Genomic DNA, 14,117 nt, shown 5'->3' with positions numbered 1-14,117 from the left:
CGCCAGGCAGACCTCCGAGTGGGAAGCCGCCGCGCACCTTGTCGTGATCGGGCCGGATTAGCGCCGGCTCTCTGTCTTTCGCTCCACCAGGGCAATCGCCTGCCGGACGGCTTCGTCTATAGTCATGTCCGAAGTATCGAGCAAGAGCGCATCGTCGGCGGGTTTGAGCGGCGATGCCGCGCGTCCGCTGTCACGCGCGTCGCGTGCGCGCAGATCGTCCGAGATGGCTGCCAGCGTCACATCCTCGCCGCGCCCGCGCATCTCCTGAAAACGCCGCCGTGCGCGTGCATCGACCGATGCGGTGACGAACAGCTTCGCGTCCGCATCCGGTGCGATCACCGTGCCGATGTCGCGCCCGTCGAGCACCGCGCCGCCGGGCTGCGCCGCGAACGCCACCTGCCGGTCGAACAGGGCCTGGCGGACCCTGGGGTGCGCGGACACCTTGCTGGCAAAGCCGCCGATCCGCTCGGACCGCAGCGCCGGATCGGCGAGCAGCGCGTCCGGGAAATCGACATGCGCGAGCGCGACGTCCTCATCCTCCGGATCGGCTCCGGCCGCGGCCACGCCATGGCCCACGGCGCGGTAGAGCAGGCCCGTGTCGAGCACGGGCAGGTCGAAATGCTCCCCCAAAGCGCGGGCGATGGTGCCCTTGCCCGACGCGGTGGGGCCATCGACGGCGACGATCATGATGTCGGCTCCTCGGCCCGGTCCAGGCGCTCCATCCAAGCGCGCAGCATGGCTTGCGTTTCGATCGGTCGTTCGCTCGGGAAGGCGTGCGATCCGCCGGGTACGACGCCGAATTCCGCGCCCGGCGTCAACTTGACGAAATTCTGCACCGTAACGAGCCGCGCCTCGTCATACTGGCCGATCAGGAACAGGATGCGCTTGCCGTCCACTTTGGAGAGCAGCGGCACGTCGTTATAGGTCAGCAGCGTGCCGGTCGCGGAAAACTCGCTCGGCCCCCACATGTAATTGTAAAGGTCCGCGTTGAAGCCCTGGCCCCCATAGGCCGCGCGATAGGCTTCTTCGGCGGGCGTGGGGGCAGGGCGATCGGGGCGGCCATTATAGGCGGCGTAAAAGGCGCGGTTGGCCGCCGTGCAGGTGGCATCGTCCGGCGGGCTATCGCTCTCGCACGCGATCAGGTCCGCCTGCACCGCATCGGGCAGATCGCGGATCAGGAGGTTGGTGCCCATGATCCAGTGTGGGGTGGAGATGAAGGTGCCCATCAGTACGGCGGAGGCGGTGTGATCGGGATATTCGGCGGCATAACGCAGCGCGATCGCGGAGCCCCAGCTGTGGCCGATAACGTGCCAGCGTTCGATGCCCAGCGTCTTGCGGATCTTCTCCAGCGTGCGCACGAAGCGATCGACATCGCCGCCCTTCGTGAACGCTGCTGGATCGCTCGGCCGATCTGACAGGCCGCTGCCGAGCTGATCATAGGCGATCACCGGGCGATCACCGGCCAGACCGAACAGCTTGCCGAAGGTCATGTGCGTGCCGCCGGGCCCGCCGTGGATCATGATGGCGGGCGTCGCGCCGCTGGCCAGATCGCCGTCGATGCGCACCCAGACGCGCCCGCCCTCGACCGGGACCATCATCTCGCGCTGCGGTTTGGACCATGCCGCCGGACTTGGGGGAATAGTCGAGGCGGCAGTTTGCGCCGCCGTTGTTTCCTGCCGCGTGGCAGCAGGAGCGGCGCTGAACGCCAACAGCGCTATCAGCGAAAAAATTAGATGTTTCATACCGCTTGCTCCTCACCTTGCGCGCTCGCCCGGTTGCGCGTGGCCTTGATCAGGCCGTAGATCGCGATGGCGCCCCAGAAACCTTCCAGAATGAGGCTCGGCCAGTTGGTGTGCACCACCAGCGAGATCGCGAGCAGCACGGCACCCGCCAGATTGGTGCCGTGCAGCACCCAGGGGTTCGGGTTCTTCTGCCAGGTCAGATAGGCATAGGCGGCCACGATGCAGGCCATGCCGACAAAGCCGATGACGGTGTAGATATCCAGCGCCATCAGACTGCCGCCAGCCCGCGCAGCATTGGTTCGAAGGTGGGGAAGCTGGTCTGCACCGGATGCATGTCGTCCACGCTCGCGCCTTCGCGACAATGCAGCCCGGCGACGGCAAAGCTCATGGCGATGCGGTGATCGAGCGAGCTGGCGATGGGGTGGGCGGAGCCGGGCAGCATATCGCCGCCCGTTCCCGTAATCGTCAGGCCGTCCTCGGCCTCTTCCACCTGCGCCCCGATTTCGGCGAGGCCCGCCGCCATCACCGCGATCCGGTCCGATTCCTTCACGCGCAGTTCGTCGAGCCCGCTGGTGCGCGTCGTGCCCTTGGCGAAGGCGGCGGCGACGAACAGCACCGGAAACTCGTCGATCATGCTCGGCGCGATCTCCGGCGGCACGTCGATGCCGGAAAGCGCGCTGTGGCGTACGCGCAGATCCGCCACCGGCTCGCCGCCCACCTCCCGCTCGTCCAGCGTCTCGATATCGCCGCCCATGTCGCGCAGCACGCCGATCAGCCCGGCGCGGGTGGGGTTCATGCCGATGCCCGTCAGGGTCACGTCCGATCCCGGAACGATCAGCGCGGCAACGATGGGGAAGGCGGCAGAGGAGGGGTCGCCCGGCACCGCGATGGTCTGCGGCTTCAAGTCCGCCTCGCCGGTGATGGAGATGATGCGCGCGCCGTCCGCATCGGTCTCCACCGAAATGTCCGCGCCGAAGCCTTTCAGCATCCGCTCGCTATGATCGCGCGTTGCCACCGGTTCGATCACGCGGGTGACGCCCGGCGTGTTGAGCCCGGCCAGCAGCACCGCGGATTTCACCTGCGCGGAGGCGACGGGCAGGCGATATTCCAGCGGCACGGCGGGGGCGAGGCCGCGCACCATCAGCGGCAGGCGGCCGCCGGGCGTGGCGCTGATATCCGCCCCCATGGCGCTTAAAGGCTCGATCACGCGGCCCATCGGGCGGTGGCTGAGCGAAGCGTCTCCGGTAAAGGTGCAGGTGATCGCATGGCTAGCCACCAGGCCCATCAGGAGGCGCGTCGAGGTACCGCTATTGCCCATGTCGAGCGCTTGCCCCGGCTGCATCAGGCCGCCGACGCCAACGCCATGCACTGTCCACACGCCGTCATCGCCGCGCACGATGTCCGCACCCATGGCGCGCATGGCGGCGGCGGTGGCCAGCACGTCCTCGCCCTCCAGCAGTCCGGTGATGCGGCTTTCCCCCACCGCAAGCGCGCTCAGCATCAGCGATCGGTGCGAGATGCTCTTGTCGCCGGGAACGGAGACGGTGCCGGTCAGCGGGCCGGAAGGGGCGAAACGGGTGGGCGCGGTGGTCATGATGGCGCCAGTGCTTCGCGGCGCGGCGCGGCGCTGTCAACGCCGACGGAGCTTGCCATCTGCGGAACCCCCCTTGCCAAAGCGCCCTTGTCATTTAAGAGCGCGCGCGCCACTTACTGTTTCACACGCCGCTGCGATCCCGCGCGGCCACCAATCTTCACGTTCAAGGAAAGAGAGCCACATGGCCAAAGCCGAATGGGGACAAAAGCGTACCTGCCCGAACTGCGGCACGCGCTTCTACGATCTGGGCAAGGACGATCCCGTCGAGTGCATCGAGTGCGGCGAGAAGTGGGAGCCCGAGCCCGTCCTGAAATCCAAGCAGCCGATTCCCTATGAGGAAAAGGACAAGAAGAAGGAAAAGGACGAGGATCAGGACGACGATCTCGACATCGATGTCGACGAGGTCGATTCGGACGATACGCCCGACAGCGACGTGGATCTTGGCGACGACGACGATCTGGGCGTCACCAAGTCCAGCGACGACGACGACGACAAGGACGAGTGATCGAAGGGCAGGGCGCAGGCCCTGCCTGACGACATCTGCGACAAAAGCGAGCGCCGGCCTTATGGTCCGGCGTTTTTGCGTTTGGAGGCGGGGACGGGACGCGAAGAGCCAACCACGCTCCGCAAGGGCTGAGCCTGTCGAAGCCCGGTTTGCCTTGAACCTTGCCGAAATGGCAAAACCCGTTCGCCGTGGGCTTCTCGAAATTACAAAAACCCGTTCGCCCTGAGCTTGTCGAAGGGCTGTACTGTTTCCGCTATTGTCGCGGAAGAAGGACGGGGCTTCGACAGGCTCAGCCCGAACGGATGATGGGTCGGTGAGGTGCTGCGATGCCCAGCGTTCCACTCGGAACTTCATCTAAGCCGTGTTGGCAAATTCCGCTCGCCATCCCCCTGTCCGCTATCACCGCTTCCTTTACTAAAACCGACCCTTTGGGAAACGGTCCCATTGCAGACATTCTCGGCTCATCGTATCTCGCCGATTAGGCAAGTTTCGAAAGATCATGAAAATGAGCAGCAATAAAAGGCCTTTCCTGTTTCTTGTCGTAGCTCTCGCAATTGCCGGGATCGGCTTTCTCATCGGCCAAGGGAAGGAAGGCGCTGGAGTTCCCGTCGTCATTCTGCTGACTTCCATTTGGACAATTTATGCTAGCCAGCGTTGGGGAAAAGAGTCAGCGCGCTGATGGCACGCAACCCGAAGCGTTCACAGTGAACGAAGATCAGTGTGTCTGCGATCCACCCTGAATGCGAAATTCGGAAGCTCTGAGGCGACGTCTAGCAGGAGGCTATCGCACTTGACGCGCCGAATAGCGGACTATCTGCTAACGACCCCTTTGCAGACGTTATTGCACCGGCCCAAGCTCTACAAAGAACTTTGGATTGAAATTACAAAATGGCAGCCATGAACTGTGGTATCGCCTACCTGAATGCTAGAAACTCTCGCTCTAAGTCTACAAGACCGACCTTAGCGAGTGCTGATCCCGAACATGGGGATCACCGAGTGAATCCTAAACGCACCCGGCCAGTCAGATCCAAAACCAACATACCGTCCCACAATGGCGCGTTGCCAAGGACGCCGTCGGCGCGGAAAGGCCAGCTTTTGAACGAGTCCGGCTTAGCGGCATTGGTGAACACGTTCTGGGGTCCCAATGCTATGGCACCGAGCATTACCGGAGACTTCGTAGATGCTCCGGACAACGTGATCTTAGTCCCCCAAGAGCTGCCTTCAAACGTTCGTGGCGCAGACGTGGTATTATCGAGACCTGTCAGTTTCTGCCAAAGCTCGAGATCGACCCATAACGGCAATTCGCTGGAACCTGTGTCGAAAACCATTGCGTCGCTGGCTACATCGCCAACCTTCACGGGCACAAACAGCTTGCCGTTGCGGAGCGTTCCACGGACCCCGGGAATATCGCGGAGCACATCCGGAAGATCGGCATCCGCAAACAGGCAAAATCGCCGACCTGGATAATCGATTACGGACACCCGCCCTACGAGTTCTGCCAATCCTAATGTGCCGGCCACCTCGTCGCCGGCCGTCATATTGCGGTCTAGGTAAATCGCGGGGCGATCAACTGCCGTTGAGCCGATGGAGAACTGATGTGTGCGGAAACTCTCCGCGTCCGGAGAGGTCCAGCCAGCGTCCTCAGATTTGCTTCCATACAAGATGGTCGCATTGGCTCCGGTATCGAGCTGTAAATTCAGTGTCTCGCCATTGACCGATACGGGCACAGTTATCGCACCGCGCTCATCACCGTTGGGATTGGGTAGCCAACTGAATGTCGTGCATTCCGAACGATCTGCCAGAACCGTCTGAGCGTCCGCCAACGATGATGCTTGGGCGACCACCGGTGCCCCCCATGCCATTGCGATAGCCGAGGCGGCAAAAGCGATCTTTATGGTCATGTTCTTATCCTTAGCTCCGTTCGAATGTCATGGACAGCTGCCATTCCGCTTCCCACCCAATTTTCGGTCATCGGGCGTCATCTGTAGGTTGCTCGATAGCGGACAATCGATACGGGCGAATTTGTCGACACCGCCTTGCGAAATATCGCGTAGCCCAGCCGGATGCGCCCGCTGACTTCCGATATGCCCTGTGCAGGATTCCCTTCGGCAAAAGGGGAGGCCCGGCGCTTCGCTTGGGATTTCCGACCGAAAACCATCCCCCGGATGGTTTTCCGTAGTCGGAAATGGTGGAGCCTAGCGGGATCGAACCGCTGACCTCTACAATGCCATTGTAGCGCTCTCCCAGCTGAGCTAAGGCCCCGTGCGCCGCAAATCGGAGCGGCTATGTCCCTTGGGAGCGACGCCTCTACTCCGGGCGATGCCGGGATTGCAAGGGGGAAATTGAAAACTTCGCGCTTATCGCTGTCCTACAGCATAGCCGCCATGATATTCCGGGGCTTATGACGCGCGCTGCCCTCCTTTCACCGTTTAAGCGCCGCCGCCCGGAAGGCATTTGTTGCGAACATGTTCGCGCGAAACCGCGTGCCGGCGACAAACGTGACAAGCCAAACGGGCCCGTTCCGCGCCGCTCGCGCATTGACGTAAACGTCAAGTGGCCTGTAGGTTGCACGCAGAAACCGAATCCGGTCATCACGAGGAGAGCCCCATGCCAGAAGCCTATATCGTAGACGCCATCCGCACCGCCGGAGGCAAGCGCGGCGGCAAGCTGGCGGGCGTGCACCCGGTCGATCTTGGCGCGCATGTGCTGGACCAGCTGGTCGCGCGCACGGGCATCGATCCCAAGGCGATCGAGGATGTGGTCACCGGCTGCGTGATGCAGGGCGGCGAGCAGGCCGTGCATGTCGGGCGCAACGCGGTGCTCGCCTCCAGCCTGCCCGAAAGCGTGCCCGCGGTGACGATCGACCGGCAATGCGGCAGCAGCCAGCAGGCGATGCAGTTCGCAGCCCAGGCGGTGATGAGCGGCACGCAGGACATGGTGATCGCCAACGGCATCGAGAGCATGACGCGCGTGCCGATGGGCTCCACCGCCTCGCTCTACATGAAGGAAGGGATGGGCAACTACAAAAGCCCGCGGCTGGAGGAGGCCTATCCCAAGGTCATGTTCAGCCAGTTCATGGGCGCGGAGATGATCGCCAAGAAGCACGGCTTCACCAAGGACGATCTCGACGAATTCGCGCTGGAATCGCACCGCAAGGCGGCCGAATCGTCCAAGGCCGGGCGCTTCGACAGGGAGATCGTCGGGATCGAGGTGGAAACGCCCGAGGGCGAGATCTGCCACGATGTGGACGAGGGCATCCGCTTCGATGCGACGCTGGAGGGCATCCAGTCGGTCAAGACGCTGCAGGAGGGCGGCATGATCTCCGCCGCCAATGCCAGCCAGATCTGCGATGGCAGCTCTGCGGTGCTCATCGTTTCCGAGCGTGCGTTGAAGGAGCACGGCCTGACGCCGCGCGCACGTATCCACAATCTCACCATCACCGCGGGCGATCCCGTCATCATGCTGGAAGAGCCGTTATTCGCGACCGAAAAGGCGCTGGAGCGCGCAGGGCTGAAGATCGGCGACATCGATCTTTACGAGGTGAACGAAGCCTTTGCGCCGGTGCCGCTGGCGTGGCTGAAGCACATCGGCGGCGATGCCTCCAAACTCAACGTCAATGGCGGGGCCATAGCGCTCGGCCATCCGCTGGGCGCCAGCGGCACCAAGCTGATGGCGACGCTGCTCAATGCGCTGGAACAGAAGGGCGGCAAATACGGCCTTCAGACCATGTGCGAGGGCGGCGGCCAGGCCAATGTCACCATCATCGAACGGCTCGGTTGAACGGATCGAGCTTTCCTAACACCGTTAGCCCTGAGCTTGTCGAAGGGTGTCTATCGGCCGAGATACGTCCTCCGACAGGCTCAGGACTTCGGCTCACCATCAGGAGACATACAGTATGATCATCAACGACCAGATCGCCGCCATCGTCACCGGCGGCGCCTCCGGCCTCGGCGCCGCCACCGCACGTCTTCTCGCCAGCAAGGGCGCCAAGGTGGCCCTGTTCGACATGAACGCGGAGAAGGGCGAGGAAGTCGCCAAGGAAATCGGCGGCGTGTTCTGCAAGGTCAACGTTACCAGCGACGAGGATGTGGACGCGGGCTTCGAGAAGGCGCGCGCGGCGCATGGGCAGGAGCGTATCCTGGTCAACTGTGCGGGCGTCGGTAACGCGATCAAGACCGTGAAGCGCGACCGCGAGACGGGCGAGGTGAAGGAATTCCCCGTGAGCGCGTTCGACTGGGTGGTGCAGATCAACCTCGTCGGCACGTTCCGGTGCATCGCCAAATCGACGGCGGGCATGCTGACGCTCGATCCGCTGGAAGATGGCGATCGTGGGGCCATCGTGAATACCGCCAGCGTCGCGGCCGAGGACGGCCAGATCGGTCAGGCGGCCTACTCCGCTTCGAAGGCGGGTGTTGTCGGGATGACGCTGCCGATCGCGCGCGATCTGATGAATGAGAACATCCGCATCAACACGATTCTACCGGGCATCTTCGAGACTCCGCTGCTGCGCGGCCTGCCGGAAAAGGCGATCGAGGCGCTGAACGCGTCCGTGCCGTTCCCCAAGCGCCTCGGCCAGCCGGACGAATATGCGCATCTCGCGCTGACGCTGCTGGAGAACAACTACATCAACGGCGAGGACATTCGCCTCGACGGCGCGATCCGCATGGCGCCGCGCTGATCGCCCGCTGAACCAACCCCGCCGCCTTGGCTAATGCTTAGGCGGCGGGGAAACTTGCGCTACTCACCCTTTTTGATCTCGGTATCATGCTGCCCGAGCCGGGGCGGATCGCCGTAGGTGTTGGCGGGCGTGGCCGAGAAGTTGACCGGGTGCCGCATGGAGCGATAGCGCCCCATATGCTCGCCCTCGCGGCGCTCGAAAAAGCCCGTCGCCGCCAGATGCTCCTCTTCCAGCACATCTGCCATGCGGTTGTAGCGCATCGCCGGGATGTTGTTCTCGTCGAGCAGCGTCATCCATTCGTCCGTCGTCTTGCTGGCCGCCACTTCCTCGATCAGCGTGTAGAGCTCGGCGGTATGTTCGGTACGGCGCGGATAGGTGGCGAAACGTTCGTCCTCCATCGTGCCGGGCCGTCCGCCCAGTTCGAAAAAGGTAGCCCATTGCTTGTCCGAATAGGGCATGATGCCGATGAAGCCGTCCGCCGTGGGGTAGGGGCGGCGGCGCGGGTTGATGCTGCGCGTATAGCCCAGCTTGCCGTCGCCTTCGTCGAACGTGGCACCGTAGAGGTTCTCCGCCATGTTGAACCAAGTGAAGCTTTCGAACATCGGCACCTGCACGAACTGGCCCTCGCCGGTTCGCTCGCGATGTAGCAGCGCGGCCAACGTCGCATTGCTGGCGAACAGCCCCACCGTCTTGTCCGCCAGGAGCGAGGGCGCATAAGCGGGGCGTCCGCCGTCGCGCTCCTCGAAAAGCGAGGCGAAGCCCGACGCGCCCTGGATCAGATCGTCATAGGCCTGGCGGTGCTCATGCGGCCCGCCCGCGCCGAAGCCCGCGCAGTGAACGTAAACGATGCGCGGATTGATGGCCTTCACCGCTTCGTAATCGAAGCCAAGCCGTTCCATCCCGGCCATGCGGACATTGTGGAAGAACACGTCCGCATCCCGGATCAGATCGGTGAGGAGGCGCTTGCCGTCCTCCTCCTTCACATTCAGCTCCAGGCCCTTCTTGTTACGGTTGAGCGCGGAAAAGATCGGCCCGAGATCGCCGGTTGGGGACCAGCCGGCATAGCGCATCATGTCGCCCGGCGTGTTGCCCTGCCGGTTCTCAATCTTGATCACCTCCGCGCCCATGTCCGCCATCATCAACGTGGCAAGCGGGCCGAGCACCACCGTCGACATGTCAACCACGCGGATGCCCTTCAGAGGCCCGGTCGGCTGCGTCTCCCAATCGAGTTTCGGCCAGGGCATATCAGAACGCCGCGATCCCGGTGATCGCGCGGCCCAGGATCAGCGCATGGACATCGTGCGCGCCTTCATAGGTGTTCACCGTCTCCAGGTTCACCATGTGGCGCATCACGTGATATTCCGCGCTGATGCCGTTGCCGCCGTGCATATCGCGCGCCATGCGCGCGATATCGAGCGCTTTGCCGCAATTGTTGCGCTTGACGATCGAGATCATCTCCGGCGCAAAGGTCCCCGCGTCCATCTGCCGCCCAACCGCAAGGCTGCCCTGCAGCCCCAGCGCAATCTCGGTCATCATGTCCGCAAGCTTCTTCTGATAGAGCTGGTTGGATGCCAGCGGCCGGGTGAACTGATGACGTTCCAGGCCGTAGGAGCGCGCCGCGTGGAAGCAGAATTCCGCCGCGCCCATGGTGCCCCAGCTGATGCCGTAGCGCGCCCGGTTGAGGCAGGAGAACGGACCCTTCAGCCCCTCCACGTCGAGCAGCGCGTCTTCGCCCACTTCGACCTCGTCCATCATGATCATGCCTGTGGTGGAGGCGCGAAGGCTCATCTTGCCTTCGATCTTGGGCGCTTCCAGCCCGTCCATGCCCTTTTCCAGCACGAAACCGCGGATCTTGCCGCCATGCGCTTCGGATTTTGCCCAGACGACGAATACATCCGCAAAGGGTGCGTTGCTGATCCAGGTCTTGGAGCCGGACAGCTTGTAGCCGCCGTCCACCTTTTTCGCGGTGGTGCGCATGCCGGCCGGGTCGCTGCCCGCATCGGGCTCGGTCAATCCAAAGCAGCCGATATATTCGCCGGTCGCCAGCTTGGGCAGCAGCCGCTTCTTCATCTCTTCCGAGCCGAAGGCCTGGATCGGGTACATGACCAGCGAGCTCTGCACGCTCATCATCGAGCGATAGCCCGAATCCACCCGCTCCACTTCGCGCGCGACTAGGCCGTAGGAAACATAGGAAGCGCCCGCGCCGCCATATTCTTCCGGCACGGTGATGCCGAGCAGGCCGAGTTCGCCCATTTCGCGGAAGATCGCGACGTCGGTCTCTTCCTTCTCGAACGCTTCCAGCACGCGCGGCTGCAGCTTGTCCTGCGCATAGCCATTTGCGGTGTCGCGGATCATCCGCTCGTCATCGGTCAGCTGCTCGTCGAGCCGGAAGGGGTCTTCCCAGTCGAAAGGGGCCATGCCCGCCATATCACTCTCCATCGGATGGGGCGCCGCGATGCCGAATGGCGGGGACGCCGGATGCCATACCGGCATAGGAGCGGGGCAGGGGGATGCCAAGGGGCGCGGCGTGGCGGGCGCGACGATTTACAGCCGCGAGCGCCGCGAGCCGCGATCCGAAAGGCCGCACCGGTCACGGGACACCCCCCTCGGAATTCGGATGAGGCGAGTGCTGGCGGCGGTGAGAGGAGTGTCGCTGGATCTGCAGAAAATGAGGGCGCTGCATTGGGCCGGTCTAGCCGAGTACAGCGCGTGTAGGACAGCGCGCGGTCTGCGCGGCGGCATAATTCGTCAGGTTCATGGTCTTGAAGACATGTCCGCCATCGGGCGGTATGGGCAAGGCATGGCCCGGCTGCTTCTGTTCAACAAACCCTTCGGCGTATTGTCGCAATTCACCGATCGCGGATCGCCGACGGTGCGCGCGACCTTGTCGGATTTCATCGCCGTGAAGGGCGTCTATCCCGCCGGGCGGTTGGACCGGGACAGCGAAGGCTTGCTGCTCTTGTGCGATGACGGGCGGTTGCAGGCGCGGATCGCCGATCCGCGCTTCAAGCTGCCCAAGACCTATCTGGTGCAGGTGGAAGGCGATCCGCAGGAACCGGCGCTGGATCGCTTGCGGCAGGGCGTGCAGCTGAAGGACGGCATGACCTTGCCGGCCGAAGTGGCCCGTATCGACGCGCCGGATCTGTGGCCGCGCGATCCGCCGATCCGCGAACGCAAATCGATCCCCGACAGCTGGCTGAAACTCACCATCCGCGAAGGGCGTAACCGGCAGGTGCGTCGCATGACGGCCGCCGCCGGCTTTCCGACCCTAAGGCTGGTGCGCTGGTCGATCGGCGACTGGACCGTCGACGGAATAGAGCCGGGCAGTTTCGCTGAGGTCTCCGCCTAGGCACAGACGACCGATCGTGCAGGACCATCGTCAGGACTTTGAATTTCCATGAACTATCGCCATTCTTTCCACGCCGGAAACAGCGCCGATGTCGTAAAGCACGGCCTGCTGATCGCGCTCGTCCGAACCTTGCAGAACAAGCCGTCCGCGCTGACCCTGATCGACACCCATGCCGGCTGCGGACTCTACGACCTTCAGGGCGACGAGGCGGGGCGAACCGGCGAAGCCGCGCAGGGTGTGCTGCGCGTCTTTGCCGACCGGAACCCGTTGCTGAACGATTACCGCGCTGCCGTGGAAGCGGTGAACAACGGGGCGGAAGGGTCCGAGGGCCCGCGCCTCTATCCCGGGTCACCGGAGGTTCTGGCGCAGCTCCTGCGCCCGCAGGACCAGTTGATCCTGAATGAAAAGCATCCCGACGACGTGCAGGCCCTGCGCCGCGCGATGCGCGATACGTCTGCGGCCATTCACCAGCGCGATGCCTATGAGCTGTGGCTGGCGATGTTGCCGACCAGAACGCCGCGCGGCGTGGTGGTGGTCGATCCGCCTTATGAGGAAACGGACGAACGCGAGCGCATCACCGCCACGCTTGCCGCCGCCCAGCGCAAATGGGCGCATGGCGTGACGGTGATCTGGTATCCGCTGAAAGACCGCGGAACGCATCGACAGTGGAAAAACAAGCTGCGCAATCTGGGCATCCCGAAATTCTTCAACGTCGAACATTGGCTGTATGATGCCGATCAGCCCGATATCTACAACGGTGCCGGCCTGTTCATCGTCAATCCGCCCTACGCTTTCACGCAGGCGCTGCCGCCGCTGATTGAGGCCCTGCGCGCGTCGCTGGCGCCGGAAGGGCATAGGGGGAAGATCACGGCGGACTGGTTGAGCGATTAGAGGGCGGCCACATCGAAAATGTGAAAAGCTCCTTGCGCTTCTCACATCGCGCTGTGATATCGCGCCCATGACACAGACACTCCGCTCTCGCCTCACCGCCCTCGTCGATTCCGGTCGTATGACCCGCGCCGGGCTTGCCCGCGCCGCCGGGCTGCATGCCAACACGCTGCGCCATCTCGGCACGCCCGACTGGAACCCGAGCGGCGAAACGCTCGACAAGCTGGAGGCCTATCTTGCCAGCGACGGCGGCAGCGTGATGGCGACGCCGGAGGAAATCATTAACGAGGCGGTGAACGGACGTATGTTCATCTTGGTCGATGATGAGGATCGGGAGAATGAGGGCGATCTCGTCATCCCCGCGCAGATGGCGACGCCCGATGCGATCAATTTCATGGCAACCCATGGCCGTGGCCTTATCTGCCTGACGCTGACGAAGGAGCGCGTGGACGAGCTGGGACTGGACCTGATGGTCCGCCGCAACGAGGACCGCATGTCGACCGCCTTTACCGTCTCGATCGAAGCGAAAGAGGGGGTGACCACCGGCATCTCCGCGGGCGACCGGGCGCGCACCATCAATGTCGCGATCGACCCCAATCGGGGGCGCGAGGATATCGTGACGCCGGGCCATGTCTTCCCGCTGGTGGCGCGCGAAGGCGGCGTGCTGATCCGTGCCGGCCATACCGAGGCGGCGGTGGACGTTTCGCGGCTCGCAGGGCTCAACCCGTCGGGCGTGATCTGCGAGATCATGCGCGATGACGGTACTATGGCGCGGCTCGACGATCTGGTCGGTTTCGCGCGGCGGCACAATCTGAAGATCGGTACGATCCGCGATCTCATCGCCTATCGCCGCCAGCATGACCGGCTGGTCGAGAAGCGCGCCGAGGAGCGGTTCGAGAGCCGCTGGGGCGGGGAGTGGACCTGCACGGCCTATTACAACAAGGCCACCGGTACCGAGCAGACGGCGCTGGTGAAGGGCAAGATCGATCCCGAAAAGCCCACGCTCGTGCGTATGCACCAGCTCTCCCCCTTCGCCGATATCTTGGGCGAGGCGGGGGATCGCAGCCGGATGCTGGCCCGTTCGATGGAGCTGATCGCGGAGGAAGGTTCGGGCGTCGTCGTAATTCTGAACCGCGCCACGCCGACTTATATGAGCAAGGCGATCGATGCGCGGCAGGGCAAGCCGACCGCGCAGCCCGAAGAGCTACGCGATTACGGCGCGGGTGCGCAGATCCTGAGCGAGCTGGGCGTGCACGACATGATCCTGCTCACCAACTCGCACCACAGCCTGGTCGGCCTGGACGCCTATGGCCTCTCCATCGTCGGCGAGCGAGCGATCGAGGGGTAGGGCTTCCCTCTAC

Annotated in this window: 14 protein-coding genes and 1 tRNA gene; 7 read left to right on the top strand and 8 right to left on the bottom strand. The window is 63.6% G+C overall.

Going from position 1 to position 14,117, the window contains the following annotated elements; translation table 11 throughout:
* Positions 1-57: 57 nt before the first annotated feature.
* From cmk to aroA, 4 genes are read right to left on the bottom strand one after another with little or no spacing between them, the layout of a single operon-like run.
* A complete protein-coding gene (gene cmk, locus I6A82_RS13050) occupies positions 58-687 on the bottom strand; it encodes a (d)CMP kinase (RefSeq protein WP_198095224.1) in 630 nt (209 codons plus the stop codon).
* Complete coding sequence (locus I6A82_RS13045) at positions 684-1,742, bottom strand: alpha/beta fold hydrolase (protein WP_198095223.1); 1,059 nt, start codon at positions 1,740-1,742, stop codon at positions 684-686. The genes cmk and I6A82_RS13045 overlap by 4 nt, the downstream gene beginning before the upstream one ends.
* Entirely contained in the window at positions 1,739-2,011 is a 273-nt protein-coding gene (locus tag I6A82_RS13040; protein WP_198095222.1) for a CBU_0592 family membrane protein, read from the bottom strand. The genes I6A82_RS13045 and I6A82_RS13040 overlap by 4 nt, the downstream gene beginning before the upstream one ends.
* Entirely contained in the window at positions 2,011-3,336 is a 1,326-nt protein-coding gene (gene aroA / locus I6A82_RS13035; protein WP_198095221.1) for a 3-phosphoshikimate 1-carboxyvinyltransferase, read from the bottom strand. Before aroA ends, I6A82_RS13040 begins: the two co-directional genes overlap by 1 nt.
* 181 nt (positions 3,337-3,517) lie before the next feature.
* On the opposite strand from aroA, the gene I6A82_RS13030 reads away from it, so the two are divergent.
* Entirely contained in the window at positions 3,518-3,841 is a 324-nt protein-coding gene (locus I6A82_RS13030; RefSeq protein ID WP_187336779.1) for a TIGR02300 family protein, read from the top strand.
* A gap of 505 nt (positions 3,842-4,346) precedes the next feature.
* Positions 4,347-4,520, top strand: a complete 174-nt coding sequence (locus I6A82_RS13025; protein ID WP_198095220.1) for a hypothetical protein — start codon at positions 4,347-4,349, stop codon at positions 4,518-4,520.
* A gap of 310 nt (positions 4,521-4,830) precedes the next feature.
* On the opposite strand, the gene I6A82_RS13020 is transcribed toward I6A82_RS13025, so the two are convergent.
* Positions 4,831-5,742 carry a hypothetical protein gene (locus I6A82_RS13020; protein WP_198095219.1) on the bottom strand — a complete coding sequence of 304 codons (912 nt, stop codon included), beginning with the start codon at positions 5,740-5,742 and terminating at the stop codon, positions 4,831-4,833.
* Positions 5,743-6,027: 285 nt separating this feature from the next.
* Positions 6,028-6,103: transfer RNA gene (locus I6A82_RS13015), tRNA-Ala, on the bottom strand.
* Positions 6,104-6,448: 345 nt separating this feature from the next.
* Here I6A82_RS13015 and I6A82_RS13010 point away from each other — a divergent pair.
* A complete protein-coding gene (locus I6A82_RS13010; RefSeq protein WP_198095218.1) occupies positions 6,449-7,621 on the top strand; it encodes an acetyl-CoA C-acetyltransferase in 1,173 nt (390 codons plus the stop codon).
* A gap of 115 nt (positions 7,622-7,736) precedes the next feature.
* Entirely contained in the window at positions 7,737-8,519 is a 783-nt protein-coding gene (locus tag I6A82_RS13005) for an SDR family NAD(P)-dependent oxidoreductase (RefSeq protein ID WP_187336776.1), read from the top strand.
* Between the two features lie 59 nt (positions 8,520-8,578).
* Here the strand turns inward: I6A82_RS13005 and I6A82_RS13000 are convergent, their stop codons facing one another.
* A complete protein-coding gene (locus I6A82_RS13000; protein ID WP_198095217.1) occupies positions 8,579-9,763 on the bottom strand; it encodes a CaiB/BaiF CoA transferase family protein in 1,185 nt (394 codons plus the stop codon).
* A gap of 1 nt (position 9,764) precedes the next feature.
* A complete protein-coding gene (locus I6A82_RS12995) occupies positions 9,765-10,946 on the bottom strand; it encodes an acyl-CoA dehydrogenase (protein ID WP_198095216.1) in 1,182 nt (393 codons plus the stop codon).
* Between the two features lie 373 nt (positions 10,947-11,319).
* Here I6A82_RS12995 and I6A82_RS12990 point away from each other — a divergent pair, with 373 nt between their 5' ends.
* The 3 genes from I6A82_RS12990 (at position 11,320) to ribB (ending at position 14,104) form a co-directional block, all read left to right on the top strand.
* Entirely contained in the window at positions 11,320-11,868 is a 549-nt protein-coding gene (locus tag I6A82_RS12990) for a pseudouridine synthase (RefSeq protein WP_198095215.1), read from the top strand.
* Positions 11,869-11,916: 48 nt separating this feature from the next.
* Positions 11,917-12,759, top strand: coding sequence for a 23S rRNA (adenine(2030)-N(6))-methyltransferase RlmJ (locus tag I6A82_RS12985; RefSeq protein WP_198095214.1), 843 nt, complete (start codon positions 11,917-11,919; stop codon positions 12,757-12,759).
* A 67-nt stretch (positions 12,760-12,826) separates the two neighbouring features.
* On the top strand, positions 12,827-14,104 hold the full coding sequence (gene ribB, locus I6A82_RS12980) for a 3,4-dihydroxy-2-butanone-4-phosphate synthase (protein ID WP_198095213.1): 1,278 nt from the start codon (positions 12,827-12,829) through the stop codon (positions 14,102-14,104).
* Positions 14,105-14,117 lie beyond the last annotated feature (13 nt).

The sequence above is a fragment of the Novosphingopyxis sp. YJ-S2-01 genome (genome assembly GCF_016093175.1).
GTDB lineage: Bacteria > Pseudomonadota > Alphaproteobacteria > Sphingomonadales > Sphingomonadaceae > Novosphingopyxis > Novosphingopyxis iocasae.
The sequence above is the reverse complement of the archived record's forward strand: the minus strand, read 5'-3'. Positions and strand labels throughout refer to the sequence as shown.

Bases quoted from the DNA above. Each gene is read 5' to 3' on its own strand.
- cmk (WP_198095224.1), bottom strand. From the start codon at position 687: ATGATCGTCGCCGTCGATGGCCCCACCGCGTCGGGCAAGGGCACCATC.
- I6A82_RS13045 (WP_198095223.1), bottom strand. From the start codon at position 1,742: ATGAAACATCTAATTTTTTCGCTGATAGCGCTGTTGGCGTTCAGCGCC.
- I6A82_RS13040 (WP_198095222.1), bottom strand. From the start codon at position 2,011: ATGGCGCTGGATATCTACACCGTCATCGGCTTTGTCGGCATGGCCTGC.
- aroA (WP_198095221.1), bottom strand. From the start codon at position 3,336: ATGACCACCGCGCCCACCCGTTTCGCCCCTTCCGGCCCGCTGACCGGC.
- I6A82_RS13030 (WP_187336779.1), top strand. From the start codon at position 3,518: ATGGCCAAAGCCGAATGGGGACAAAAGCGTACCTGCCCGAACTGCGGC.
- I6A82_RS13025 (WP_198095220.1), top strand. From the start codon at position 4,347: ATGAGCAGCAATAAAAGGCCTTTCCTGTTTCTTGTCGTAGCTCTCGCA.
- I6A82_RS13020 (WP_198095219.1), bottom strand. From the start codon at position 5,742: ATGACCATAAAGATCGCTTTTGCCGCCTCGGCTATCGCAATGGCATGG.
- I6A82_RS13010 (WP_198095218.1), top strand. From the start codon at position 6,449: ATGCCAGAAGCCTATATCGTAGACGCCATCCGCACCGCCGGAGGCAAG.
- I6A82_RS13005 (WP_187336776.1), top strand. From the start codon at position 7,737: ATGATCATCAACGACCAGATCGCCGCCATCGTCACCGGCGGCGCCTCC.
- I6A82_RS13000 (WP_198095217.1), bottom strand. From the start codon at position 9,763: ATGCCCTGGCCGAAACTCGATTGGGAGACGCAGCCGACCGGGCCTCTG.
- I6A82_RS12995 (WP_198095216.1), bottom strand. From the start codon at position 10,946: ATGGCGGGCATGGCCCCTTTCGACTGGGAAGACCCCTTCCGGCTCGAC.
- I6A82_RS12990 (WP_198095215.1), top strand. From the start codon at position 11,320: ATGGCCCGGCTGCTTCTGTTCAACAAACCCTTCGGCGTATTGTCGCAA.
- I6A82_RS12985 (WP_198095214.1), top strand. From the start codon at position 11,917: ATGAACTATCGCCATTCTTTCCACGCCGGAAACAGCGCCGATGTCGTA.
- ribB (WP_198095213.1), top strand. From the start codon at position 12,827: ATGACACAGACACTCCGCTCTCGCCTCACCGCCCTCGTCGATTCCGGT.